At 47.7% G+C, this 25,548-nt stretch carries 27 protein-coding genes and 1 CRISPR repeat array; of the genes, 19 read left to right on the top strand and 8 right to left on the bottom strand.

Going from position 1 to position 25,548, the window contains the following annotated elements; genetic code table 11:
- The first annotated feature begins 24 nt into the window (after positions 1-24).
- From AVZ68_RS12175 to AVZ68_RS12155, 5 genes are all read left to right on the top strand, one after another.
- Entirely contained in the window at positions 25-909 is an 885-nt protein-coding gene (locus AVZ68_RS12175) for an HpcH/HpaI aldolase/citrate lyase family protein (protein WP_180316703.1), read from the top strand.
- Positions 910-989: 80 nt separating this feature from the next.
- Positions 990-2,366 carry an MmgE/PrpD family protein gene (locus AVZ68_RS12170; protein WP_059104832.1) on the top strand — a complete coding sequence of 459 codons (1,377 nt, stop codon included), beginning with the start codon at positions 990-992 and terminating at the stop codon, positions 2,364-2,366.
- Positions 2,367-2,490: 124 nt separating this feature from the next.
- A complete protein-coding gene (locus AVZ68_RS12165) occupies positions 2,491-2,997 on the top strand; it encodes a MaoC family dehydratase (protein WP_218970844.1) in 507 nt (168 codons plus the stop codon).
- A 171-nt stretch (positions 2,998-3,168) separates the two neighbouring features.
- On the top strand, positions 3,169-4,011 hold the full coding sequence (locus tag AVZ68_RS12160) for a fumarate hydratase (protein WP_059104830.1): 843 nt from the start codon (positions 3,169-3,171) through the stop codon (positions 4,009-4,011).
- A 77-nt stretch (positions 4,012-4,088) separates the two neighbouring features.
- A complete protein-coding gene (locus AVZ68_RS12155) occupies positions 4,089-4,649 on the top strand; it encodes a Fe-S-containing hydro-lyase (RefSeq protein ID WP_245628127.1) in 561 nt (186 codons plus the stop codon).
- 57 nt (positions 4,650-4,706) lie between these two features.
- Here the strand turns inward: AVZ68_RS12155 and AVZ68_RS12150 are convergent, their stop codons facing one another.
- Positions 4,707-5,531, bottom strand: a complete 825-nt coding sequence (locus tag AVZ68_RS12150) for an aldo/keto reductase (RefSeq protein WP_059104829.1) — start codon at positions 5,529-5,531, stop codon at positions 4,707-4,709.
- A gap of 190 nt (positions 5,532-5,721) precedes the next feature.
- Between AVZ68_RS12150 and AVZ68_RS12145 the strand changes: the two genes are divergently transcribed.
- The 3 genes from AVZ68_RS12145 (at position 5,722) to ytxJ (ending at position 9,642) form a co-directional block, all read left to right on the top strand.
- Complete coding sequence (locus AVZ68_RS12145) at positions 5,722-6,816, top strand: PQQ-dependent sugar dehydrogenase (RefSeq protein WP_157404648.1); 1,095 nt, start codon at positions 5,722-5,724, stop codon at positions 6,814-6,816.
- A gap of 196 nt (positions 6,817-7,012) precedes the next feature.
- Positions 7,013-9,127: a DNA helicase RecQ gene (gene recQ, locus AVZ68_RS12140; protein WP_059104893.1), complete on the top strand. Its 2,115-nt coding sequence runs from the start codon at positions 7,013-7,015 to the stop codon at positions 9,125-9,127.
- A gap of 176 nt (positions 9,128-9,303) precedes the next feature.
- Positions 9,304-9,642: a bacillithiol system redox-active protein YtxJ gene (ytxJ, locus tag AVZ68_RS12135; RefSeq protein WP_059104827.1), complete on the top strand. Its 339-nt coding sequence runs from the start codon at positions 9,304-9,306 to the stop codon at positions 9,640-9,642.
- Between the two features lie 710 nt (positions 9,643-10,352).
- Here ytxJ and AVZ68_RS12130 read toward each other — a convergent pair.
- Both AVZ68_RS12130 and AVZ68_RS20915 read right to left on the bottom strand, forming a co-directional pair.
- Positions 10,353-10,694 (bottom strand): hypothetical protein, encoded by a 342-nt coding sequence (locus AVZ68_RS12130; RefSeq protein WP_245628126.1) that lies wholly within the window; start codon positions 10,692-10,694, stop codon positions 10,353-10,355.
- A 6-nt stretch (positions 10,695-10,700) separates the two neighbouring features.
- A complete protein-coding gene (locus AVZ68_RS20915; protein ID WP_281176622.1) occupies positions 10,701-10,832 on the bottom strand; it encodes a hypothetical protein in 132 nt (43 codons plus the stop codon).
- Positions 10,833-10,967: 135 nt separating this feature from the next.
- On the opposite strand from AVZ68_RS20915, the gene AVZ68_RS12125 reads away from it, so the two are divergent.
- Positions 10,968-11,534, top strand: coding sequence for a GNAT family N-acetyltransferase (locus tag AVZ68_RS12125; protein WP_059104826.1), 567 nt, complete (start codon positions 10,968-10,970; stop codon positions 11,532-11,534).
- A 171-nt stretch (positions 11,535-11,705) separates the two neighbouring features.
- Here the strand turns inward: AVZ68_RS12125 and AVZ68_RS12120 are convergent, their stop codons facing one another.
- Positions 11,706-12,629 carry a 5'-3' exonuclease gene (locus tag AVZ68_RS12120; RefSeq protein WP_059104825.1) on the bottom strand — a complete coding sequence of 308 codons (924 nt, stop codon included), beginning with the start codon at positions 12,627-12,629 and terminating at the stop codon, positions 11,706-11,708.
- Positions 12,630-12,690: 61 nt separating this feature from the next.
- Between AVZ68_RS12120 and AVZ68_RS12115 the strand changes: the two genes are divergently transcribed.
- Both AVZ68_RS12115 and AVZ68_RS12110 read left to right on the top strand, forming a co-directional pair.
- Positions 12,691-13,728, top strand: a complete 1,038-nt coding sequence (locus AVZ68_RS12115) for an aldose epimerase family protein (RefSeq protein ID WP_059104824.1) — start codon at positions 12,691-12,693, stop codon at positions 13,726-13,728.
- A complete protein-coding gene (locus AVZ68_RS12110; protein ID WP_059104823.1) occupies positions 13,725-14,189 on the top strand; it encodes a GNAT family N-acetyltransferase in 465 nt (154 codons plus the stop codon). Before AVZ68_RS12115 ends, AVZ68_RS12110 begins: the two co-directional genes overlap by 4 nt.
- A 111-nt stretch (positions 14,190-14,300) precedes the next feature.
- On the opposite strand, the gene bshB2 is transcribed toward AVZ68_RS12110, so the two are convergent.
- Both bshB2 and AVZ68_RS12100 read right to left on the bottom strand, forming a co-directional pair.
- On the bottom strand, positions 14,301-14,969 hold the full coding sequence (gene bshB2, locus AVZ68_RS12105) for a bacillithiol biosynthesis deacetylase BshB2 (RefSeq protein WP_059104822.1): 669 nt from the start codon (positions 14,967-14,969) through the stop codon (positions 14,301-14,303).
- Between the two features lie 24 nt (positions 14,970-14,993).
- Complete coding sequence (locus AVZ68_RS12100) at positions 14,994-15,344, bottom strand: YojF family protein (protein ID WP_059104821.1); 351 nt, start codon at positions 15,342-15,344, stop codon at positions 14,994-14,996.
- A gap of 284 nt (positions 15,345-15,628) precedes the next feature.
- On the opposite strand from AVZ68_RS12100, the gene AVZ68_RS12095 reads away from it, so the two are divergent.
- From AVZ68_RS12095 to AVZ68_RS12085, 4 genes are all read left to right on the top strand, one after another.
- Positions 15,629-16,426 (top strand): S1 family peptidase, encoded by a 798-nt coding sequence (locus AVZ68_RS12095; protein ID WP_059104820.1) that lies wholly within the window; start codon positions 15,629-15,631, stop codon positions 16,424-16,426.
- Between the two features lie 61 nt (positions 16,427-16,487).
- Positions 16,488-16,616 (top strand): hypothetical protein, encoded by a 129-nt coding sequence (locus AVZ68_RS20910; RefSeq protein WP_281176621.1) that lies wholly within the window; start codon positions 16,488-16,490, stop codon positions 16,614-16,616.
- Between the two features lie 80 nt (positions 16,617-16,696).
- The gene (locus AVZ68_RS12090; protein WP_245628125.1) at positions 16,697-17,860 is read left to right on the top strand and encodes an acyl-CoA dehydrogenase family protein; all 1,164 of its coding nucleotides are present in this window, start codon (positions 16,697-16,699) and stop codon (positions 17,858-17,860) included.
- Positions 17,861-17,920: 60 nt separating this feature from the next.
- Complete coding sequence (locus AVZ68_RS12085; protein ID WP_059104819.1) at positions 17,921-18,250, top strand: hypothetical protein; 330 nt, start codon at positions 17,921-17,923, stop codon at positions 18,248-18,250.
- Between the two features lie 42 nt (positions 18,251-18,292).
- On the opposite strand, the gene AVZ68_RS12080 is transcribed toward AVZ68_RS12085, so the two are convergent.
- Entirely contained in the window at positions 18,293-19,687 is a 1,395-nt protein-coding gene (locus AVZ68_RS12080) for a hypothetical protein (protein ID WP_059104818.1), read from the bottom strand.
- A gap of 632 nt (positions 19,688-20,319) precedes the next feature.
- On the opposite strand from AVZ68_RS12080, the gene AVZ68_RS12075 reads away from it, so the two are divergent.
- The 3 genes from AVZ68_RS12075 to AVZ68_RS12070 all read left to right on the top strand — a co-directional run bounded on the left by AVZ68_RS12075 (position 20,320) and on the right by AVZ68_RS12070 (position 24,185).
- Positions 20,320-21,048: a Fic family protein gene (locus tag AVZ68_RS12075; RefSeq protein ID WP_059104817.1), complete on the top strand. Its 729-nt coding sequence runs from the start codon at positions 20,320-20,322 to the stop codon at positions 21,046-21,048.
- A 306-nt stretch (positions 21,049-21,354) separates the two neighbouring features.
- Positions 21,355-23,304: direct repeats of the CRISPR family, unit length 32 nt; unit sequence ATCGCACTCCATGTGAGTGCGTGGATTGAAAT.
- Between the two features lie 379 nt (positions 23,305-23,683).
- Positions 23,684-23,827 carry a hypothetical protein gene (locus tag AVZ68_RS20270; protein ID WP_157404647.1) on the top strand — a complete coding sequence of 48 codons (144 nt, stop codon included), beginning with the start codon at positions 23,684-23,686 and terminating at the stop codon, positions 23,825-23,827.
- A gap of 70 nt (positions 23,828-23,897) precedes the next feature.
- Entirely contained in the window at positions 23,898-24,185 is a 288-nt protein-coding gene (locus AVZ68_RS12070) for a thiamine-binding protein (protein WP_059104816.1), read from the top strand.
- A gap of 149 nt (positions 24,186-24,334) precedes the next feature.
- Here the strand turns inward: AVZ68_RS12070 and AVZ68_RS12065 are convergent, their stop codons facing one another.
- Positions 24,335-24,541 (bottom strand): hypothetical protein, encoded by a 207-nt coding sequence (locus AVZ68_RS12065; RefSeq protein ID WP_059104815.1) that lies wholly within the window; start codon positions 24,539-24,541, stop codon positions 24,335-24,337.
- A 203-nt stretch (positions 24,542-24,744) separates the two neighbouring features.
- On the opposite strand from AVZ68_RS12065, the gene AVZ68_RS12060 reads away from it, so the two are divergent.
- On the top strand, positions 24,745-25,434 hold the full coding sequence (locus AVZ68_RS12060; protein WP_059104814.1) for an HAD family hydrolase: 690 nt from the start codon (positions 24,745-24,747) through the stop codon (positions 25,432-25,434).
- Positions 25,435-25,548: the final 114 nt, after the last annotated feature.

Genomic DNA, 25,548 nt, shown 5'->3' with positions numbered 1-25,548 from the left:
CGAAGGCAGAAAGGGGACGTAATGTTGAAAAAACATCGAACATGGCTTTTTGCTCCAGGCAGTAATGCGCGCGTCATGGAGAAGGCTACCAAATTAGACGCGGATGTCATTATTTATGATCTAGAGGATGCCGTACGCTTGGAGGAAAAAGAACAGGCTCGTGAACGTGTTGAGCAACATTTACAACAGAACCATGGAAACGAATCTCCTTATAAAGTACTTAGGGTGAATGAAAGCAACTCTCCTTTTTTTTTAGAAGATGTGAAGGCAGGTGTCCGAGCTGGCGTCGATGGATTGATACTGCCAAAATCAGAGAATCACAGTGATATGAAAATAGTAGACGAACGGATCGCATCAATTGAACAGGAAGAAGGGCTAGAAACTGGAAGTGTTGACTTGTATCCCTTAATCGAAACCGCGCGTGGCGTACATAACAGTTACGAGCTCGCCAGCGCTTGCTCAAGAATTAAGAGGCTCTTTTTTGGAGCAGTGGATTATACCGTGGATATTCAAACAACCTTCAGCGAGCATGGCCTTGAATTGCGATATGCGCAGTCACAGCTGGTGAATAGTAGCTATGCGGCCGGGATCGAAGGACCCATTGATACCGTGTATACCGATATTCAAAACGAACGGGGGTTGAAGAAAGGAACGGAAATAGGTCAGCAACTGGGCTTTAAAGGAAAGATGGTGATTCACCCTAAGCAGATTGAAATCGTCAATTACATCTACACCCCGTCTGAGTACGAAGTGCAGGAAGCTACAGAAATTGTCAATGCCTATGAGCACGCAAAAGAACAGGGAAAGGGGGCGATTCAACTGCATGGAAAAATGATTGATCTTCCTGTGGTCGAAAGCGCGGAGCGAACACTGGCGTTAATAAAAATGCTGAAAAAAACTAAAATGTGAGGCGGAGCCATACGTTTCCGCTTGCGAGAGAAAAAAGATGTACCTGTCATGAAAAAATCGGCTAGAAAGGTGGAGATTGAATGTTATCAGAAAAACTCGCTCGTTTTATTGTCGACACGCACTACGAGGCTATCCCCGAAGACGTGATTGCTTTTACAAAAGGTTGTTTCTTAGACTGGCTTGGTTCTTGCGTAGCTGGGGCTAGTCAACCACCGGTGCAAATGTTGAAAGAGTTTGTGGAAGAGATGGGGGGGAACCCGCAGGCAAGCACAGTCACTGGTGGGAAAACGTCAGTGTATCAGGCTGCTTTTTTAAATGGAGCCAGCTCTCATATCGTTGAATTGGATGACATTCACCGCGGGTCGATCGTTCATGCAGCAACGGTCGTCATCCCAGCAGCATTAGCAGCAGCTGAGTATAAAGGAAAATCAGGAACAGATCTACTAACAGCGATCATCGTTGGCTATGATGTCGCTTTTCGCATTGGGGAAGCTGTCAGTCCATCTCATTATCGTCACTGGCACAACACCGCAACATGCGGGACGTTTGGGGCGGCTGCGGCTGCTGCCAAATTACTAGATTTAACCGTCGATCAAACGGTCCATGCATTAGGAAGCGCAGGTACACAGGCAGCCGGGTTATGGGAGTTTATTGAAGACGGCGCGATGAGCAAGCAGCTTCACCCTGCGAAAGCAGGAATGGATGGTCTGATAGCTGCGCTCACCGCCAAAAAGGGGTTCACGGCAGCGATACAGATTTTAGAAGGAGGCCGTGGGTTTTTCGAGGCGATGAGTGATGAGGCAGACGCAACGAAAATCACGGCAGGACTTGGAGACGAGTTCAAGATTACGGAAAACTCTTTTAAGATCCATGCTTCTTGTCGGCATACGCATCAGCCAGTGGATCTCTCGTTACAGTTCGTTAAGTCAGCGCACTTGAATGTGAAGGATATTAAGCAATTGACGGTAAAAACCTATCAGTCGGCCAAGGAAATCGCTGGTTACACAGCACCAAAGACGATCTATGCAGCCAAGTTCAGCATCGCTTTTTGCACGGCACTTGCTTTGACGAAGGGGAAAGCAGGGTTGGAAGACTTTAACGAAGCAAACCTTTGGGATGAAGAAATCCGTTCGCTTATGAACAAAATCAACGTTATCGTTGACCCCGAAATTGAAGGGGCCTATCCAGAGCAGTGGGGCACCGAAATCGAACTCACACTTGCAGGTGGGCAAGTAAAAAAGGCAAATGTCCATTTTCCGAAGGGAGATCCAGAGAATCCCGTCTCTTTACGAGATTTGAAAGAAAAATTTGCTGGATTGGCTGGCTATGCAGGCATGGACGAAAAACTCATCAACGATTGGAGTCAGCAGGTTTTACGATTCGAAGAGACTGAGAGGATAACGGACTGGTTTGCACCTATCCAAGCGAATGCCTCGAGTCCGGTATCTCCCACTTAGGAGAAGGACTGTCCCAGAGATCGTGTCATGTCAAAACGAGTGGTCTAGTTTATTGGAAATGTCCTAGATGGTGAGGTCGTCAACAAATACCCATTGTGCAGAGAGTTCACGAGGAGGAGATAAGGTGGCAATCAAACAAGGTTGGACAGGAAGATTCTATGAAGATATGGAAGTCGAGGATGTGTATCCGCATACGCTCGGTCGTACGGTTACTCAAACGGACAACATTTGGCTAACGCTATTAACGCAAAACACCAACCCCATTCATTTCGATGAGGTGTATGCGTCGCAAACGGCATTCAAGAAGCCACTGGTCGATTCAACCTTCACATTGGCATTGGTGACGGGACAGTCTGTTTCAGACCTTTCGCAAAATGTGATGGCGAATTTAGGATGGGACGACATTCGGCTGCCGAACCCTGTTTTTGAAGGCGATACCATTTATTCGTACAGTGAGGTTCTTGAAAAGCGTGAATCGAAGTCACGTCCAAATGTTGGCATCGTGAAAGTGAAAACCGTCGGCTATAATCAAGAGGATCAAGTCGTCATCCAGTTTTATCGAACGGTGATGGTTTACAAACGAGACCATGCCCCCAAAAAAATGAAGCGGGAACTTCCGGTGTTAGGGTAATTTCGCGTGTACCGCCTATCACTGGTGGCAAAACCCTTACCTTAAGATTTTGGGTACAGCTTAGTAACGTAGTGGGGGTAACTGCGAATGAGGCTTCACTTCATGACTCCGGACGATTTTGTCATGAGAGGTCTGGGTTTTAGATTTATCTAAAGAAGAGGTGTGATTTTAATGAGAGAAATTCATATTCAGCAGATCACTGAAAACGTGGCGACCATGTGCCAGGAAGCAAGCTTTGACCTTGGTGATGACATGATTCAAGCGTTTCAATCCTCATTAAAAACCGAACAATCCGAAGTCGGTCAAGATGTGCTGACTCAGTTGCTCGATAATGCTGAAATTGCCAAACAAGAACGGATTCCAATGTGCCAGGATACGGGGGTGGCCGTCTTCTATGCCGAACTAGGCTATAATTGTAAAATAACAGGTGGAGACTTGTATGAAGCGATCAACGAAGGGGTGCGTCAAGGATATGGAGACGGCTTTTTGCGCCATTCAATCGTAAGTGATCCACTCGATCGAAAAAATACGGGGGATAACACACCGGGGGTCACGTATGTAGAAATGGTCGAAGGCGATCAATTGAAAATTAAATTAACCGCAAAAGGCGGAGGAAGTGAAAACATGAGTCGTCTGCAAATGTTAAAACCTTCTGACGGCCTGGAGGGCGTTGAAGACTTTGTCCTAGAGACTGTACGTGTAGCAGGTCCCAATGCATGCCCACCGATGATTGTTGGTGTAGGGATTGGCGGTAGTTTTGAAAAATCAGCCTATATTGCCAAAAAGTCTTTATTCCGACAGGTCGGGGAGCGTCATCACGATGAACGAATCGCGGTACTTGAGGAAAACTGGATGAAAAAATGTAACCATCTTGGCATCGGACCACAAGGGATGGGTGGGACGACAACCGCACTTGATGTCAAAATTGAAGTCCATCCCTGCCATATTGCTTCTTTACCTGTCGCGGTGAATATTCAGTGTCATGCAAGTCGACATAAAGAGGTGGTTTTATAAAGCGCATGCAAAAAAAAAACGAAGGGTAGCTGCAGGACCTTTTTCGAGACACAGGATAGGGAAAGGAGCGGAGCACAGTGGCAGTGAAAAAAATCATCTTGCCTTTAACAGAGGAAAACATCCAGGATTTGGAGGCCGGAGACCGGGTTTTACTAACGGGAGACGTATACGCAGCCCGAGATGCCGCTCACAAACGATTGATGGAATTGATCGAGAAAAAAGAAGAATTGTTAATCGAGTTGCAAGGGGAAGTGATCTACTATGTAGGCCCAACGCCTGCAAAGCCCGGTCAAGTTGTCGGCTCAGCGGGCCCAACAACGAGCGGACGTATGGATAAATATACACCTACACTGCTCTCCTTAGGGCTCAAAGGAATGATTGGCAAAGGATACCGAAACGAACCAGTGAAAAAAGCCATTCAAGAGTACAACGCCGTGTATTTTGCCGCAGTCGGAGGATCAGGGGCTTTGTTATCAAAGACAATCCAGGCCGATGAAGTTGTTGCCTATGAAGACCTTGGACCAGAAGCCATTCGCCGCCTTACGATCAAAGACTTTCCAGTAACGGTGATCAACGACTGCCAGGGGAATGATTGGTATGAGCAAGGGACGGAAGCTTATCGGCAGGGCGGGAAGTAGGAAGTATAATAAAAATACAGAGGGAAGCAACATTCGCTTCCCTCAACCGGTGTAAAACTATCTCACATTCATTTCAGTCGGTTTCGCCCCTTTGCGAGCGTTTTGATCAAGCCCATCAATGATCTTCATTTCCTCAGCCGTCAGCTCAAAGTCAAAGACATCGAAGTTCTCTTCAATACGAGAAGGCGTCACGGATTTTGGAATAACGATCGTGTTGTTTTGCAAGTGCCAGCGCAGGACGACTTGAGCGTTGGTTTTGCCGTGAGCCTCCGCGATGGTTTTAACGTCCTCGTCTTTAAGCACGTCTCCGCCTTGGTCAAGCGGGCTCCACGCTTCTACAAAAATATCGTGCTTGGCACAAAAATCTTTAAGTTCGTTTTGCGCAAAGTACGGGTGACATTCCACCTGATTCAACACAGGCTTCACCTCACACTCATCCAGAAGACGCTGTAAGTGCTCGATTTCAAAATTACAAACACCAATCGCTTTCACGCGGCCGTCATTGTAAAGTCTTTCAAGCGCTTTGTACGTATCTACATAGTCATCAAACTCTGGCGTCGGCCAGTGGATTAAGTATAGGTCAACATAGTCCGTTCCAAGTCGTTTCAGACTTTCGTCAAATGCTTTCAACGTATTCTCATAGCCTTGATCTGCGTTCCACACCTTTGTTGTGACAAAAAGCTTCTCGCGCGGCATCCCAGAGTCTTTGATTGCCTTGCCTACGCCTGCTTCATTGCGGTAAATCATGGCCGTATCAATGGATGTGTAGCCAACTTCGAGAGCTTTGGCCACTGCTGGAGTTGCTTTTTCGTCTTCCACTTGCCATACGCCAAAGCCAAGCTGAGGCATGTTTACGCCGTTGTTTAGTGTAACAACATTCATCTCAAATCGCTCCTTTGCAAGATAAAGTTGATTTCTTCAATAACCAGTATACAGTAAGCAGCAGCAATCTGTCCCAGGAAGTGCCTACTAGTGTCGTCACATCCCGGTTTTAAGTATTGCCGGGCAAAAAAGTGTTTATCGGTGGTGGTTTTCGTATATACAAATAATATGAAACGTGGAGGTGAATTGGGTGAGGAAATGGGTAGTAATGGGAAGTGTTCTCGTGCTCGCTGCTTGTACGGACGTGGAAGAAGGTGAGCGAGATGAAGTCGCGGGTAATGCTAATGGAGAGGATGCCATGATGGAGGAAGGCGAGAGCGCAGGGAATACGCAAGTGCTTGCCTCAAACCTGGAGGCACCGTGGGCGATTGAAGAGGAGGACGGCGTTTTTTATTTGCCTCAGAGAGAAGGCAGTCTTCTCCGTCTAGAGGACGGAGAAGTGACGGAGGAAACACTTGACTTGACGGAAGAGGTTGTCCAAGAAAGCGAATCCGGTCTTCTTGGCTTTCTCTTGGATGAAGAGTTCACCGAAAACAAACGAGCGTATGTCTATCATACGTATGAGGTAAATGGAGAGATGAACAATCGGATCGTGGCACTTACACACGAGGACGGGACGTGGACAGAAGAGGAAGTCCTTCTAGAGGAAATTCCCGGAGCAGCGACTCATAATGGAGGGCGGTTAGCGAATGGGCCCGACGGCATGCTTTATGCAACGACGGGGGACGCTGAGCTTCCGGAGGCGGCACAGAATACGGACAGCCTGGCTGGGAAGATCCTACGCATGGATGATGAGGGAGGGGTACCGAACGACAACCCAATAGAGGATTCCTACGTGTATTCGTACGGGCACCGAAACCCTCAAGGACTTGCATGGCTTCAAGACGAGACGATGTACGCTTCTGAGCACGGTCCTAGCGCTCAAGATGAAATCAATCTCATTGAAGCGGGCAATAATTATGGCTGGCCAGAGGTGGAGGGCGATGAAACAGCGGAGGGCATGGAGGAGCCTGTCATTCACTCGGGCGATGAGACGTGGGCGCCTTCAGGAATTGCCGTTCACAATGACTTCATTTATATGGCAGGGCTTGCTGGGGCGGCTGTGTATCAGGTTGATCCAAACGAAGGGTCCATTGATGAGTTAACGGAAGACTGTGGACGAATTCGCGATGTTCATGTTGACGGCAACTCCCTCTATTTTTTAACGAATAATACAGACGGAAGGGGCAGCCCTGGGGAAGACGATGATCGCCTCATTGAATGGTCACTGAATGGTTCGGAATAGGTAGAGACAGGCTAGGGTGCAGTTGTTGCGCCCTTTTTTTATATGTGAAGGAAATCGCTCCGGGTTTAGAAGAGAGATGAAAGAGTTTGGATGAGGATAGAGCAAGGTGTTAAGCTCATGCGACTTTTTCTATGTTTTGCGCAGAGCAACCATGGTAAGATGGAAAAAAACGCGTGAAAAGGAGTACGATCAGCTCATGGCCAGTGTAATGCTAAAGCGAGCGGAAGAAGTATTGAACGAACAGTACGGGTATGCGTCGTTTCGAGATGGGCAAAAGCAGGTGATCGATCAGGTTTTGCGGGGGATGGACACGCTGGCGGTGATGCCGACTGGGGGAGGAAAATCGTTATGCTATCAAATCCCCGCTGTGCTACTGGAAGGGATCACCCTTGTGATTTCGCCACTGATCTCGTTGATGAAGGATCAGGTAGATGCGGTGAATGAACTGGGCGTGGCTGCGACGTTTATCAATAGCTCGCTGACAAGGGCTGAGGAGAATGAGCGCCTTCAGCAAGTCGCTTCAGGCGAGGTGAAGCTGCTATATGTTGCCCCAGAGCGACTTCGTGAGCCTCGGTTTGTTCAAGCTGTGTTTTCACAGCCGCTTTCGCTGATTGCCATAGATGAAGCGCACTGCATGTCGCAGTGGGGGCATGATTTTAGACCGAGCTATTTAACGATGGCGGACTGGATCCATTCGCTTGAGCAGAAGCCGCCTGTACTTGCGCTGACAGCAACGGCGACTCCAGAAGTAGCCGCTGATATCAGTGAACGTTTCCAAATTGAAAAACCGCAGCAAATGATCACTGGTTTCGCCCGAAACAACCTTGCCTTTCGCGTTGTCAAAGGGGTACGGAAAAAAGAGTATGTTGCTCGGTACGTCCAGGCCCGTTCTGGCCTCCCTGGAATTGTGTATGCGTCCACACGAAAGGAGACAGAAGCGGTTTTTCACCATCTCAAGGAGAAAGGGATCAGTGTTGAACTGTATCATGGAGGTCTCTCGGAAGAAGAACGCCGTGACAGTCAGGAGGCGTTCATTTACGACCGCTGCGACGTCATGGTTGCGACAAACGCCTTTGGTATGGGCATTAACAAGGCGAATGTGCGCTATGTGATTCATGCCAACATGCCAGGTACGGTGGAGGCTTATTATCAGGAAGCAGGACGAGCCGGGCGTGACGGGGAGATGAGCGAGTGCGTGCTATTGTTTTCAGCCCAAGACGTGCGGACGCAGCGTTTTTTTATTGAACAATCCGAAGGCACGGAGCAGAGGCAATCTCATGATTACGAGAAACTTCAGCAAATAAATGCTTACTGTCACACCGATCGCTGTCTTGAGGAGTTTGTGTTGCATTATTTTGGGGAGCAGCAGACGGAAGAGTGTGGGCGTTGCGGCAATTGTCTCCGAGAGGGGGAGCGGGTGGATCGAACGAAGGATGCGCAAATGGTACTTTCCTGTATTGTACGAATGCGCGAACATTTTGGAAAAACGATGGTCGCCCAGGTGCTCACGGGTTCTAAGAACCAAAAGATCCAGCAGTTTCAGCTGGATAAGCTTCCCACATATGGCTTAATGAAAGAGCGCTCGGCGAAAGATGTTCAGGCTTTTATCGATTTTCTTCTAGCGGAACTCTATACAGGGCTGACAAACACCTCCTACCCAACGCTTGAACTTTTACCAAGAGGGGCGGCTGTCTTGAAGGGGGAGGAGAAGGTGTTGCAATATGTGGAGGCGGTGCCAGAGCAAGAAGAACAAGACGATATTTTTGAAGCGCTGCGTGCGCGCCGCAAAGACCTGGCAGGCGAGCAAGGTCTTCCTCCGTATATGGTCTTCTCCGATAAAACATTAAGAGAAATGAGCCGTATCATTCCGCTAAACAAGGAGGAGTTTGCGATGATCTCAGGGGTTGGCGCAAAAAAGCAGGAAACGTATGGAGAAGCTCTTCTAGACGTTTTGCGGTCGTTCGCGGACCGAAAATCTATGGATCTTTCCGTAGAGCAGCCTCTTCAGAAGCAAAGTCATACCGCGAAGCGTGGCAGTCATCTTGAAACGATTTCTTTTTTCAAGGAGGGGATGTCAGTTGAGAAAATCGCACATGCACGTCAGCTTTCAGAGCAAACGATTGTGAAGCATTTGTTAAAGGGAGAGGAAGAGGAAGGCGATCTTGAACTTAAAGAGCTTGTAGACGAAGACAAGCGCCAGCAAATCGAAGAAGTGGCCAAAGAGGTGGGTACAGAATTTTTGCGTCCAATTAAAGAGAAACTGCCCGATACAATTAGTTATGCAGAGATTTCGTTTACCCTAGGGCGCTAGCAGATGCTTTCCCTTCCTGCTCATGCCGCGTGGGAAATGAAGCAGAAGTCTTTGTGATACAAAGCACGACCGACTAACGCGCCTCTTGATCCTAAAGGTAGTCGAAGTTGCATGGGATACCGCCAGAGGTGTATTCTTATGAGGAATGAACGATTGAATATAGGAGGAAGTTTATTATGGCTGATATTAAAGAAATCACATCCGAACAAGAATGGCACGAGTTGTTCTCAGGATCAGAGAACCAACCGGTTGTCTTACTCAAACATAGCACGCAGTGTCCGATTAGTGCTGATGCGCACAAGGAATTCGAGGCTTTTGCAGAAGAGAACAGCGAAGCACGCTTTGGCCTTGTTAAGGTGATTGAATCGCGTCCCGTTTCCAATCTAATTGCCGAAGAACTTGAGACGCCACACAAGTCACCTCAGCTGTTTGTGATCGATAACAAGGCTGTAAAGTGGACAGACTCTCACTGGAACATTAAAAAAAAGGCGATCAGAGAGGCTCTTCAATCCTAACAGAATCACGGTGCAAAAAAAGCGAGCTAAGGCAGCTCGCTTTTTTCTAACTCCGGTGGGTAGAAGTTCGAGATTTTTCAGTCCTGACATCGAAATCCAAGGTAAGGATTTCTTATGTCAGGCCTTCCAAAACTCTCGCTATTGATCGATCCGCCTGCGCTTTTCGGATTTCTTTGCTTTTTTGTCCTGCTTGGCAATGCATATATAGGTAAAGACTAGTAGGCCTATGACAGACAATGAGCAAAGACGTTGGATAACTGGAAACCATTCGATGCGAATCACCTCATGTGTTAAGGTGTTCGAGATCTGTTATTTTCATGCACAGGTTTTGGGTGAAGTAGGAGACAGAAAAGGAAAGGGGTATTACTAAGCACAGGGGGTTTCTTGTGGACATATTCCAATTTTAGTTAGAAAAATCAATGCCGAGAATAAATGAAGAGGCGATGAACAGAGCTAGCTTTCATGATGTGCAAGATCCATCACATGCGTCTATGTAATTTTTTCTAGTGGGTCAATAAAATCTTCTTCCAGTTGATTTTCAATGGCTTTTGTAACCTTCCTTGAGGGATGAGTCTGGGAGCAGAGCGAGCATAGATTGTAAAGCGAAGGTAAACATCTTTGTCGTTTACATTTAGCCATTAAAGCAGCATTTTTGCAAAAAAATGCCTGGAGGTACCGCAGAAAGTGTAAGAGCGACCGGGCATGGGGGACTATCCCCATACGACGGCTCCCGACTGCTCCTTCTCATTGATCGTCACTCTGAACTTATGTTTCTTGTAAAAATAAGTGAGTCTATCAAGATGGTCCCAGTCCCGTTTGGCTAGGTTGCCTGTAATTTGCTGGTTGTTCTTTCTCGCTTCATCCTTTAAATACTGCATGCAAATCGAGCCAAAGCCTTTATCTGGTTCGCCTTTGATGTCGCCGATAAAAAGGCTGTGATCGTTGGCAAACTGGGCCCGGAGCGCAAAATCCCATTTCCCGCGGTAAGGCTTGTCGCATGTGTTTAACATAAGCTGAACGATAAGGCCATCCTCCATCTTGGACACAATCACCCATTCTTACTCTTTCGTTTGTTCAATCCCTACGACTTCCTTGTTCGACTCTCGAGCAATGTCTTTCACATTTTGCTGCATGCGAACCATCTGAAGTGTTAATTCTTCTTCTGACGATCGCACCAACACCTCTTGCATGTTACCCCTCCTAGCTATTTTTGCGCTCAAAGGTTTTATTTTATAGGTGTCGGGCATAAAATGCAATATTTGTGCTAGATCAAAAAGGTGTATACAATGAAAAGAAATGGAAGATGAATTTAAAGGAGGAGACACATGAAAAAACTGGTAGTAAAACCGTTTACTGATGATAATGTTCCAGCGCTCTGGAAGCTCCTCTACGGGGAAGAGGAGCCGGAGTGGAAGAAATGGGATGCGCCTTATTTCAGGCATGAACACATTCCTTATAAAGTGTTTAAAGAAACAAGTGGAAATTGGGTAGGACGGGAAGACCGCCATGGGTTATTCGTGGATGGAATGTTGATTGGGTTTGTTTCCTACTACTGGGAGTCAGAAGCAACGCGTTGGTTGGAAGTCGGGATCATCATTTTTGATCCTACGTATTGGAGTGGGGGCTTTGGTTCAAGCGCAATGAACGAATGGATCGACTACGTTTTCCGGCTCAAGCCAGAGATTGAGCGAGTCGGCTTTACCACTTGGTCTGGAAACAATAGAATGATGGGCGTTGGCGAGAAGCTTGGGATGAAGTTAGAGGGACGAATGAGAAAATGCCGCTATTACGATGGAGTGTACTATGACTCCGTTCGCTACGGCGTGCTGCGAGAGGAGTGGGAAGTGCTGCGAGGCGGGGAAGATTCCAGTGAAACACCTGCGAGTGAATAGAAGGCGGTGCGTACACGAATAGCTAACCGCCAGGCGCGTACGCAGGGGGGGACGAAGAGAAATGTAGGCTTACCTTAAGGAACGCAGGTTAAAAACGCTTCGCCTTGTGGCACCCCTGCGCTAGCGCGTCCAGTGCCTCGCGTTCAGCGGGTGTTCCCCTAATCTATGTTTCTAGCTTGTTTCATGCGTGATAAAGCTCGTGGTCTCTTGTGGTGGGAGGGTGAGCCGGATGTTCAGTGCGCTCGTCTCGGTGAGCACCTGTTCGCCCTTCATGGCAAGGATGAGCGCTTCAAACGAAACTTTTGAGAGCTCCGGAATTTTGCGAATGATCAAGGCGAGCTCCTTGCTTTGGACCACAGACTCATAGCCATGTACCAATTTTTTATGGACGCGTTTAAAGGCAGGCTCAAGCGCGTTAATGTCCTCATAAAGCTCCTCGATTGATCCGTGGGCGATAATGAGGGGAAGCGCCGTCTTTGCGCCGACGCCCGCACAGCCGGGGATATTGTCGCTGGGATCGCCGAGAAGGGCCTTGACATCTGGCCACTGCGTCGGCTCAATCTTGTACTCGCTGCGAAAATCTTCGATGCCATAGAGGCGTTCGCCCGTTTTAAAGGCAATGATTTGACTGGTTTGCCGAGACAGCAGTTGCAACAAGTCTCGATCATTGCTGTACATATAGCAAGGCCCGCTCATTTGCTGTTCCCACTGAAAGGCGAGAGCGCCAATAATGTCATCGGCTTCATAGGGAGGAAGGACAAACTGGGGAACCCCAATCGTTTTCATCAGTTCCATACATGTTTCATACTGCTGAATCAAAGGCGATGGGAGCTCACTCCTCGTTTGTTTATAGTCTGCGAAATAAGAGCGGCGGATGGACTCCTCTCGCTTCACGTCCCAGGCGATGGCCGCATGCGTAATGTTGTAGTCCGCAAAAAGGCGAAACAGCTTTTGCGTGAAGACGCGAAGACCGTTCACATAGCGCCCGTCCGCGGATTTGGACAACGTCTCCTCGGTCCGTTTATAGGCGGTCGCAAAATAACCGCGGCTTAGTAAGTTAAAACCGTCAATGAGTAAAAAAGCTTGGTTCGTCACGAAATGAACTCCTCTATTACTTGATTAACCTAGTTTACCATAGCAAAGGGAGAGAGCACAGATGGGGATTACAAGAAAAACAATAGGCCGATTCAAAGGAAAAAGTGTGGTTGCCTATACACTGACATGTCCGAGTGGTTTTTCGTTAACGGCCCTCAATTACGGTTGCATTGTTACCGAGCTCTTAGCCGCCGATTCCACCGGCGAGTTCAGCAATGTTGTCCTTGCTTTTGATCGGCTTGAGGATTACGAGTCCAACCCGTTTTATTTGGGCGCAGTGATTGGGAGAATCGCCGGGCGCACGAGAGCAGAGGGGTTGCCTTTGAATGAAGGAGCTAATCATCTGCACGGGGGTGCTGCCGGCTTTCATAGTCAGTTTTTTGAGACGGCGATGGTTGAAGGGGAGCGGGAGCAGGAAATCACGTTTAGACGTATAAGCGAGGCGGGCGAAGAGGGCTATCCGGGAACACTCGACGTCGCGGTAACTTACACGATTAGGGATGAAGGCGTATGGTCAATTACATACGAGGCGATGTCGGACACAGACACGCCGTTTAATCCAACGAACCACTCCTACTTTAACCTCAACGGCTATAAAACGTCGATTCTCGGGCACCGCCTAACGGTCGCAAGCGATCAAGTGCTACAACTGGATCAAGACTCGATGCCGACAGGAGGAACGTTGTCTGTTGCGGGAAGTGATTTTGATTTGCGTAAAGGAGCGACGCTTGCAAAAGCGAAGGAAAGCACTGATCCTCAGCTTTCGCGTACGGGCGGCTTTGATCATCCGTTCATCCTTTCAAGGAAAGAGGGCGTGGCAGCCGTATTGCAAGATGAGATATGTGGACGTGTACTAGAAATGACGACGGACGCCAAGGCCGTTGTCGTCTACATGGGCAGCGGCCTGGAAGAAGGGTATCAAGTGAACGGTAAGCAGCTTCATCCTTATGCAGGCGTCTGTCTTGAAGCGCAAGGGTATCCGAACGCTTATAGAGAGCCGCGCTTTCCGTCGATTGTTCTTAAAGCGGGCGAGACTTTCAAGCAACAGACGAGCTACACGTTTTCTTTAGCAAAGCCAACAGATGGAGGGACCCTATGAAGACGAAAGAATTGCAGATAAACGTCGTTGCAGGCCATCACCCTGATTTTCATCAACTCACGAAAGAATTGGATGGTTATCTATGTAACCTTTATAACACCGACGAAACGTTTGGTATAGACCCAAACCATCCTGGCATTGAGAACGTACATTTTGTGGTCGCCTATATGCAGGAAACGCCTGGCGGCTGTGGGGCGATACGCCCTATTGAAGAGAACGCCGTGGAGCTGAAACGCTTCTATGTGAACGAAGAGTATCGTGGGCAAGGGATTGGACGTAAGTTGCTGGCGTTTCTTGAAGCAAGGGGGCGTGAGCGTGGAGCGAGCGCTTGCAAGTTAGAAACTGGGGAAATTCAAATTGAGGCGGTCTCTCTGTTTAAAAAGTGTGGCTATCAGTCGATTGACCAATTCGGTCCTTACGCAGATTTAGAGTGGAGTAGCTGCTACGCGAAACGACTGTAAGGCATAGCAAAGAGGACGTCCTCAATCATGGGAGGCCGTCCTCTTTTTTTCTAGCTTCGACGAGTAAAATCTCGAGCTTTTGAGTGACCCGCCTGTGCTTTTCGGATTTCCTTAATCAAACCGATACGTAAAAAAACGTTCATTCTCCAATCGTTCCACTGCTTCCGGGAGGCCTTCGTGGTAGCTTTTTTCAAGCTCAGGGAGCGTCCAGGCAAGCTGCGAGGCGTGAGCACGGAGCGTGTCAAGCTTGGTTAAGGCGTATGCTCTGACCGAATGGTGCACATCCGGTTTCCCGATCTCTTCCTCGTGATTGTTGGAAAACGCAAGGGCGTAAAACGTCGGACGTGAAGATGGGGGCATATCAGCAAGTGCTGCAACAACCGCTTCCCCGGTTGCATCATGGTCAGGGTGAACCGCATAGCCTGGATAAAAAGAGATGATGAGTGATGGGTTCAGCTCGGCGACAAGCTCTTCCACCATCGTTTTTAATGCTCCTGGTGTTTCAAACTCAAGCGTCTTGTCACGGTAGCCCATCATGCGTAAGTCGGTGAGGCCCATGGTTTCGGCAGCTTCTTGCAGCTCTCGCTTGCGTATGCGCGGCAACGACTCCCGCGTCGCGAATGGAGGGTTCCCAAGATTGCGCCCCATTTCGCCGAGTGTTAAGCAGGCGTATGTGACGGGCGTACCGTTATCAATATGTCCGGCGATGGTTCCAGAAACGCCGAACGCTTCATCATCCGGGTGGGGAAATACAACGAGCACGTGGCGTTCTTTCTTCATGATGCTCAACTCCTTCAACAAGCGTTAATTATAAAAAGGGGTACGTCCGATTTGCAGAGCGACGGCGAGCTTTCCATCAAAGCCATGGCCGGCAAGAAGCAAGCGTCCCTCCTCGTCCTCCTCAAAATGCGTCAGACCTTCACCGTACACCCAGCCAATGTCGAGTTTGAGACCCACACGGTACGGGCCAGGACCAGTAATTTTTCCAGTTTCATACGTAATTTGAGCGTTACGAATATAGGCGCTTGCGGAAAAAAATGATTGATCAAAGTGAGAGGCATAGGCGCCGTTTGTTGTCTCCAAATGCAGGTACACGGGTTCACCGGCAAAGGAATCAATAGATGTTTGCACGCGATTGGTATTAATAATCTCCACGTTGCGACCTCCAATAACAAATAAGTATTCCGGCTTTCTAATTTTAGTAAAGGATAAAATCTATTATAATCCAGCGTACAAAGATTAAGCAAAGTATACGATTGGCAAAAAAGCGTGCAAGGGTGAGGGAACCCTCTGATGATGGTACAATAAAGCTAGAGAGGAAGAAGCCAAGTGGATGAACAGTTTCCAAGGCAAGCGCTCGAATTATAGTCCGGCTATTCGTACGACTTCGATCCTAAAAGAAGTCTTGGAGTTGCGGGAAAGAGAGGCACAAAAGCGAAATGTCAAACGATAAAAAAAGAGAAGATAGCTCCTCCTTTGATTCCGAGGAGTGGGTGGACGGAGAACCACCAATCGAAGCCTTTAAGGAGGAAGAGGGAGAGAAACCTTCTTCCAAACGCAAGAGAGTTCTTTTCGGGGTGATTGCTGTTATCGTGGCAGGAGCGATGCTTGTAAACGTAGGATCCTTCTTTTTTCAACACTTTAGTCTCGACGCGCTTGACTTCATGCGTGAGAGTGAGGAGTTGACCGCAGACGGGGGTTTTGAAGAGTATGAGCAAGCGGTTGTGCGCATTCAGAGTTCCGCTGGTCACGGAACAGGCTTTGCGGTTTCTGAGGATGGATTTGTCGTCACAAATGATCACGTCATTGGCGAAAGCCTTAGCCCTGTCATCACTTTTCCTTCAGGGGAGTCCTATGCGTCAGAATTGGTCAAGCGAGATGAAAACAAGGACCTAGCACTTCTTTCAATTGAAGAAGCGGAAAACGTCCCGCACTTAGCGCTCGGTGAGGAGCAACCAGAAGAGGGGGCGGAGATTTTCGTGATTGGTCATCCGCTGACGCATTCCTATATCGTTAATTCCGGCCATATCAAAGAAACAACGGCGCAATTCGAGGTACTGACGATTTCCAATGAGATATTTCCTGGCCATAGCGGTTCCCCTGTGTTATCGACGGAGGGCGAAGTGGTCGGCGTGGTCTACGCGAGACGAACAGAAGGAACCGAAGCCGGGTCCGGACTTGCCGTTCCCATTGATGAGGTGCAGGCGTTTCTTGACTCGAACGAACCGGACGTTTAAGAAAAGAGGTGTAAACACGATTCGGTTCGGGTATACGTAAGATGGAAGGGGTGTGATTGTCGTGGCAAACGAACAAGACAAGCGCGAAGAAAAGGAAGAATCCGGTGACGAAGAGACGAAGCGTCTCTTTGATGATTCCCTTGAAAAAGGGACGGCCGAAGATGATAAAGAGCGCCAAAAGAAAAAGTAATCCATCAGAGACATGCGCCCAAGGCGCATGTCTCTTCTTGAGCGATCAACCCATGGTATAATCAAGCGGAGAACGATAGAATGAAGGTGATCATGATGAATTTTCTGGAACTTGACACGTTTGCTGCACGTAAACAAGCCGTCCAAGAACTAGCGGCTTCTTTCTACGAAAGTGGGCGCATTCACGATCAAGAGCAAACACTTCCCGTCGAAAACATCGAAGCACTAAAGCAGGCGAAGTATACCGCTCTGGCAATACCAAGGGAATACGGCGGGCGGGAGATTTCTTTAACCGAACTGGTAACCCATCAGCAAACGCTCGCTGAAGCCCACGGGGCAACAGCGCTAGCGATTGGCTGGCACATGGGAACGACCTATCAGCTAGCGCACGAGCGGATCTGGCCAGAGGAAATCTTTGAACGAGTCAGTCGAGAAATGGTACGGGGAGCTGGCGTGCTTAATGCCGCTGCGACGGAGAAAGGGACAGGAAGCCCCACAAGAGGGGGGAAGTTTTCCACCACTGTCACAGATGGCGGAGATCACTTCATCGTGAACGGCACCAAAACGTTTACGACCATGGTGGAGAAGCTTGACTATGTGATTGTGACCTCTGTGCTTGAGGAAACGAATGATGTCGTGAACGTGCTTGTCCCATGTGATGCTAAAGGCATTGAAATCGAGCCAACATGGAATATGATGGCGATGGGAGCAACCGGCAGTCATGACCTCCATCTTCGCAACGTGAAGATTCCAAAGACAGCCCTTGTCGAAACGAAGACGTCCAAAGAAAGCAAGCCTTTAGCATGGCTCCTACATATCCCCGCTTGCTATCTGGGGATCGCCAAAGCAGCGATTAATGAAGCCGCACGCTTTGCTAAAAGCTATTCCCCAAGCAGCATCAAGGGCACGATTGCTGATCTTCCGAACGTCAAGCAAAAACTTGGGGAAGCGACGATTCTTTATGAGCAAAACCGTCATTTTCTCTACAGCGTCGCCACCAAGTGGGACCAAGGCGAAGAGCAGGAGCGTAAGACGATGGGCACGGAGCTGGCGATCGTAAAATATACTACCGTGAATGCCGCAAATGAGATCGTCGACCTTGCTATGCGCGTGGCAGGAGCACATAGTCTTTCCAACGATTCCCCGCTCTCTCACTATTATAAGGATGTTCGCGCTGGTCTGCATAATCCGCCGATGGACGACCGAACGGTGATTTTAGCAGCTGAACAGACGTTAAATGAATAAAGGGCTCGTTCGCTTTATCAGAATGAAGAAGAATCGTAAATCGGAGAGGGGAAGAGAGCAATGAGTGATACTAAGGACAGAAAAGAATGGCGCGACAATGAATTAAAAATTTTTGCGCGTCACCTCCTCAGTCAGATAACGATGATTGAAGATGAACAAAAAGCCACCGAAGAATACATTGAACGTATCCTTGTACGTAAAGAGGCGGTGGAAGCTGCAATTGAAAAATATGCACAAGAAACAGAAGGCTTAGCAGATGCGTTAAGGCAAGAATACCTGAATGAGTACGAGCAAGAACTTGCTGAACGGCGGGAAGAACAAAGGGATCAAAGAGATCGCTCGCACCGCTTGCGCTGTGTTTTAAGTGGGATTGATAAGGAGTATAAATGAGTGTTATCGGAAAAAAGCTGCCAAATCGGCAGCTTTTTGTCTTTAAAAGATGAGGAGAGCAATCATGGTGGAAAGGACGAGCCCGGAAACCACAGGGATGAAGCATGCCCGAACAATATCCTGCACATCGACCCTTGCTACCCCAGCTACAGCAACGAGAGAAGACCAGGCAATCAATGTACCGCCGCCGACCCAGATGGCACCCATTTGCCCAATGGCCGCAAGCGTCGCCGGGTCCACACCGGCAACCGGTCCAAGCGCTCCCGAAAGCGCACCGGTGAGCGGCAGTCCTGAAAAGCCGGAACCGTCAAGCCCGGTGATCATACCAATGCCCAGGATGCCAAACGCCGTCCACGCCGCATGCTCAGGAATCAAGTGCTGACCGGCCTCCACCAGCCCAAATAAGAACCCCGGTGCTTCGTCCGTTTGCAGAATCGAACCAGAAAAATCATCACTTCCAAGAAAAAAGAATCCCGCAATCGGAATGACTGGACCCATTGCTTTGAACGCGAACAGAAACCCATCGATAATGCAGTCACTCACATTTTCAAAGACCTGCTTTGGTCGGTAGAAGCTGCTCGCCAGAATTAGCAAGAGTAGCGCCACCCCGCCTACCAGAGCTGCTCCTGATCCCCCTTCAAGGGTAGTCTCGGTAAAGAACGTCATATACAGCATATACCCAATCACAACGGCAAAGGAAACGGGTACAATAAAAGCAAACAGGCGCGATTTCCAAGTGATAGTCGCTGTTTTTTCAATTTTGTGGCCCTGCATCCACGTGCGTAAGTGCCGTTCATCTCTTTTCTTGATTTTCCCGCGCAACATGAAATACGCAACTGTTACAGCAACCACACCAGCGATAAGAGAGAGGACAAGGGCACGGTCTGCCACCTCTCCTGCTGTGACCCCGGCAGCCGTCGCACTAAGCGTTGGCGCAATTTGAATCATGTAATCCGAGGAAAGCGCCATGCCTTGCCCTGCAAGCGCAATCGCGACCGCGCCTGCAATTGGCGGCAGTCCGGCGCGAATGGCTACCGGGAGGAGGAGGGCGCCGACGAGGGGAACCGCCGGTGTCGGCCAAAAGAAGAGCGAAATCACATACGTGACAACAATAATCACCAAGTAGGAGGTATGCCCGTTCGTCATCACCTTCCCAAACGGCTTAATCATCTGCTGATTCGCTCCAATGACCTCGAGCCCCTGCAACAGCGCCGTCATAATCGCGATGATGAGGAAAATGCTAAACAGCTCCCCAGCGGCTACCAGACTCGCGGAGAAAATCGTCTGCACGCCCGTCGCAAGAGAACCAGTGAACGCGACACCAATGACAAACGTCATCACAATCGCCGGTACGACAACATTCTTCCGCACAAGCATTGTGGCAATAATAAGCAACACGCCGATAAGGTAGAGCCAGTGTGAGAGGAGTAGATCCATGTGTACCCCTTCCTTCATAGTAAGATGAGGTATCCTATGAAGAAAATTGGGCATGGGTGATAGCCTGGGTGAGAAATTGGGCGGGGGGTGGTGCTTCTTGTGTTTGGTTGTAGGGGGCCTGATTCCTACAGGAGCACCGATATTTTCGCACGAGCTCGATCCCTAAGGAACAAGACGGCAACGGAGTCCAATGAATGCGAGTGGCAATGAGGGGGACTGATTGTCCAAAGCCCCGTCTTTGCCATTGACTAATGATTTGACATCGAACGTTATTGCGGATAGTACCGGGAAAAAAGTGCCAATTAGCAGCGATCAGGCAATATGAGTAACTTATGAAGAGTATAGTTCATTAGATAAAGGGACTAGCTCGTGTGGAGCGGGGGGAAGCGGGAGGTAACTTCACGCTTACCTATTGCTGATTCTTGTTGAATAAGAAAAGCCTGACGGGGAATGTAACCCACAGAATATGTTACGATCACTATAGAATGTTTTGTTGCAATTGGGAAAGCATACATGAACGTTATATAGGGTAATAAAAAATACCCAACATGTTGGGAAGGTGCTACGGCAATTTAACTAGCAGTGTGGAAGTGAGATAAGAAATATAGAGCGCCGCATGGAGGTAAAATCGAATGTTTGAACAAATAGATAGAAAAAAGGCCACTTTAGACACCTTACGACCATTGCCAAAATATACATTGAAGAGTTTACGTGAAAAGCTACTGATTGAGTGGACATATAATACCAACGCTATTGAGGGTAATACATTAACAATGAACGAAACAAAAGTGGTATTAGAAGGAGTTACTATCGGCGGTAAAACGATGCGAGAGCATTTAGAAGTCATCAATCATCGAGATGCGATTGCGTACGTTGAAGAAATCGTGCAAAAAGGAGATCCACTAACAGAATGGCAGGTAAAAAATCTCCATCGACTAGTTTTAAAAGGCATTGTTGATGAGTACGCAGGTGTGTATCGCGACCAACAAGTGTTTATTGCTGGGGCGAAGCATATACCTCCGGAGCCTTATTTAATCAAAGAGAAAATGGAACAGTTGATAAAGTGGCATAACAACGAGGCGCAAATGTTACATCCAGTGGAGCGAGGAGCTATGTTGCATGCAATGTTTGTTGGCACCCACCCGTTCATAGACGGGAATGGACGTACCTCCCGCCTTCTTTTAAATTTGGAATTGATGAAGTCAGGGTTTCCTGCAGTTGTTATTAAAATGGAAAACCGACTAGCTTATTATGAAGCGTTAGATAAATCCCGTACCACAAAAGATTATCGTGATTTCATTCAGTTAATTGCAAAAGAAGTAGAAAATTCGCTAGATCTTTATTTAAGTGCTGTTTCCTAAGATATTCTAAAGAGGTTTGAGACTCTTGGATGTCTGTGAGTAATATGGAACTTAGGTAAAAGCTTTTGCAAGAAGAACGTTTCAAAATGGAAACGCTGAAGTTAAGCGTTTTGTGTGTAGATGATGGCTGGAGAGTTGGTGCGAATCCCAAGCGCACTTAAAATTCCTAGGGGATCCGCACTAAAAAATCAATTAATTGTGTAATAACGTGTAATAAAAGACGAGGGTTGAGCGCTTTATTTTATGAAATAGCCGTAGTATTCTATAATTGGTAATTTAACAGGTGATATCTGAGAGGTAATCGCTATCGCACTCCATGTGAGTGCGTGGATTGAAATTAAGGTCGCCGTTATGGACGCGCGGCGGTTTGTAATCGCACTCCATGTGAGTGCGTGGATTGAAATCGTTGCAAAGACACCCCTCCTTTGTAACACACAAATCGCACTCCATGTGAGTGCGTGGATTGAAATGCGTACATCGCCCGCTCTTTGGTTTTGTCTAAAAATCCATCTCCATGTGAGTGCGTGGATTGAAATGCGTACTCTATCCGCTAACCTCGCGTCATACACCGATCGCACTCCATGTGAGTGCGTGGATTGAAATCCTTTTCGTTATATCCAGTTCTGCCGCTTTCATCCATCGCACTCCATGTGAGTGCGTGGATTGAAATATTACGAGGTTAAGGCAGAATCGTTTAGATGGTTATCGCACTCCATGTGAGTGCGTGGATTGAAATAATCCTAGACAGTGCCAGCTCGTACACGTTTTCGTATCGCACTCCATGTGAGTGCGTGGATTGAAATTCGACGTAGAGTGGGGCTGGTTGTGTGGAAGACACGATCGCACTCCATGTGAGTGCGTGGATTGAAATCGACTAAGATCCACCGAGCCACCGATAGAAATTTATCGCACTCCATGTGAGTGCGTGGATTGAAATAAGAAACCAATTATGCGAAAATTATCTAATTCCGCATCGCACTCCATGTGAGTGCGTGGATTGAAATACGCCAGAAGTACCCCTCGACTTTCTTTGCCGATATCGCACTCCATGTGAGTGCGTGGATTGAAATAGCATGAAGGTGGCGAGGTGACGATCACACCGCAATCGCACTCCATGTGAGTGCGTGGATTGAAATGCGCATGCGTTGCTCTTCGGATTGTTCCTGTAGGATCGCACTCCATGTGAGTGCGTGGATTGAAATAGGCGCCGCCGGTCACCTTATCGTCACAGTCGGTATCGCACTCCATGTGAGTGCGTGGATTGAAATTTTCCGATCGGTCTCGTCGTGGGTATCGTCGTCAATCGCACTCCATGTGAGTGCGTGGATTGAAATTTTGATGACAACTTTTTAACGCAGATTAATAGTTATCGCACTCCATGTGAGTGCGTGGATTGAAATGAGCTATGACTTTATAGACTGACTGCAATACGGTATCGCACTCCATGTGAGTGCGTGGATTGAAATTTCGATCTCCTCATCCGTGAGCTCTTCCTCTTCAATCGCACTCCATGTGAGTGCGTGGATTGAAATTGCCTTACACGAGGCTTCAGAGGAGGACGTAGAATCGCACTCCATGTGAGTGCGTGGATTGAAATACGTATTGCATTCACGACGACATTACGCAACTACCATCGCACTCCATGTGAGTGCGTGGATTGAAATATTTGTGCCGCTGCCCGCATAATCATCGGCCGCCATCGCACTCCATGTGAGTGCGTGGATTGAAATTTCCTTCGTTTCTGTAAATGGTAAATCTGGCTCAATCGCACTCCATGTGAGTGCGTGGATTGAAATCCTTCCGCATCGTACATAATGATGGTTCCTTGTAATCGCACTCCATGTGAGTGCGTGGATTGAAATGTTGATGGCATCAAAGGACGGGCGGGCCACTTCATCGCACTCCATGTGAGTGCGTGGATTGAAATTTCGCCGTCCCGTGTGAGTTGGCCCTCGCCTTGAATCGCACTCCATGTGAGTGCGTGGATTGAAATTCTGGACCAGGTATCTTCTGCTACTCGTTTTGGTATCGCACTCCATGTGAGTGCGTGGATTGAAATACGATACAGGAGCGGTTGTGCATGAAGACTGCCATCGCACTCCATGTGAGTGCGTGGGTTGAAATACCATTTTTCCTCTGTAAAGCTCATAGAACGCCAATCGCACTCCATGTGAGTGCGTGGATTGAAATGAGTAAAGGTGGTTTTGCTGCTATTTACTACGGTGTCGCACTCCATGTAAGTGCGTGGAAAGAAATTTACGCAAATGTTGAGCTCGAATTCTGCTCCTCGTTTAATGAACGGCGTTTAATTCACCTTCAAGTACAACGATGAAAAAAGCCGATGATTACGCTAATGATCATCGGCTCTGCTGTGCCTTAAAATTAAGGAGCGTCTCTTATGTTAGCCGTGGCATCGGCCCCGCCTTCGCCGACTACCCTAACAACCACTTTTGTTGTTCTACCTACTTTTATTATAATTGAAAACGCTTACAATATCAACCTTTGAAACAGAATGTTTTTCATGTCGAGATTTCTCTATTATTAGGAGCCTTTGACGGTTAAAAGGAATTTAAAAGCGGTATCGCTAATAAGTTTATGAACGATAGATTATGCCTGAACGAAAGTGGGGATGGTCATGAATGAGAAGCAACTTGAACGAGAATTAGTGAAAGATTTTGAAAGGAAACTGGAACGGAGTTTAAAGGAAGAAGAACTGAAGCTACTGGCAGAGATATCCCGAATGGCTGCAGAATATGAGCGGAAAAGAATATTCGCTTAGAAATGGGGCATGTTTTGTAATGTTTTAAAGCGGGTAGAGGAAATAAGGGACATAAAAGGAGGAATCATTAATGCCAACAGTTACTGCTGGACTTCAACTTTTACCGAATGGAAAAGATATGGACACAAACGGTATTATCACGAAAGTCGTAGATTTCATCAATGATTCCGGCATGAAGCATGAGATTGGTGCCATGGAAACCGTCATTGAAGGAGAAATGGACGATGTCCTTAAAATAATTAAGGAGGCACAACGCATTGCTTCTGATTCTGGAGCGAATGAAGTGATTTCCAATGTGAAGATTCACTACCGCCCTGAAGGTGTTCAAATCAAGGATAAGAACGTTCATTTAGATTAGAATAACAGACCCTATTGGGTGACAAACTCACGAGTTTATGCAAGGAAGCGGACTACTTGAAAAGGTGTTTGGCCCACCTCTTGGAGGCGGGTCAAGCATTTTTTTAGTGGTAAATTCTAAACCAGCAAATAAGGAGCGGTTCAATGATTCTAGCTGAGCAATTGCTGGGAAGAACGGTTATTTCTGTGATCATTCCTGCGCTGTCCCAGCCAAGTGTATCTTTCAAAAACCCTTCCCTTAATGATGCCACTAACACGGATCAAAATTTTCACTTCTGTGGGGCCAAGGGGGGGTTCTAATTCGATCACCGTTAACTGATTTTCATTTCCGTACTGATTGATTCCAATGCCTTTCATAAGTTCGCACTCCTTTCGTGGTCTATATCTATACGTTGGGTTTACAGGCTAGATAATTTTACGATATACCAAAGGTTTCACACTCCGTTATAAAATGGTCGTCTACACATTATGAATACAAAGCCTTTGGTGATACACTAGTAGGAGGAGGGTTGCTTAAAGAGCAACCTAGATTTTAACAGTTTACCGGGGGAATGAAGACATTGACTAACCAACTAGAACTCGTCATCTTTGATATGGATGGACTTATGTTTAATACCGAATGGATCGGGCATCTCGCCTGGGAACGAGTGGCAGAGGAGCTCGGTTTTTCTTATTCCATCGATGTTCATAAAAGTTTATTAGGAAAAAATCACGGGGGGATTGTTCGCACACTGAAAGACAGATATGGGGAAGAGGCATCTGTAGAACAGTGGCTTGAGGCGAATCACCGGATGCGGGAGACGATCATTCAAGAGAATGGAACCGTTGAGAAGAAGCCAGGGCTTGATGAGCTCCTTGCGTATTTGCTCAACAGAAACCTGAAAATAGCCGTTGCTTCTTCTAGCAATCGCGACCATGTTATCAAAAACTTGGAGATGGAGGGCATCCGCGATTATTTCGATGTCATTGTGGGTGGTGACCAAGTGATAGAAAGCAAACCGAATCCAGAGATTTTCCTGCTAGCCTGCGAGAAGGCTGGTACAGGAGCGAAAGAGGCGATTGTGCTTGAGGACTCGTATAACGGGTTCCTTGCGGCTAAAGAGGCAGGCATCCCTCTCTTCTTTGTGCCGGACTTGCTTGAGGCGACGGACGAAGTGAACAACCTCTCCGCTGGGGTGTTTGAAAGCTTACACGATGTTAAGACCTATATTGAGTCCAATTATCCTCCAGTTAAAACGCCAATTTCTTAGGAAAGTGGCGTTTTGAAATAGGTGCAGGAAGTGTCCTCGATCGTTCAAAACCGTTGGTCGCAACGCAGTGAGGAACCCATCAACCTAATAAGCGCGAACAATTCAGCACTCAAT

The sequence above is a fragment of the Shouchella shacheensis genome (assembly GCF_001484965.1).
GTDB classification, from domain to species: domain Bacteria; phylum Bacillota; class Bacilli; order Bacillales; family Bacillaceae_D; genus Shouchella; species Shouchella shacheensis.
The sequence above is the reverse complement of the archived record's forward strand: the minus strand, read 5'-3'. Positions and strand labels throughout refer to the sequence as shown.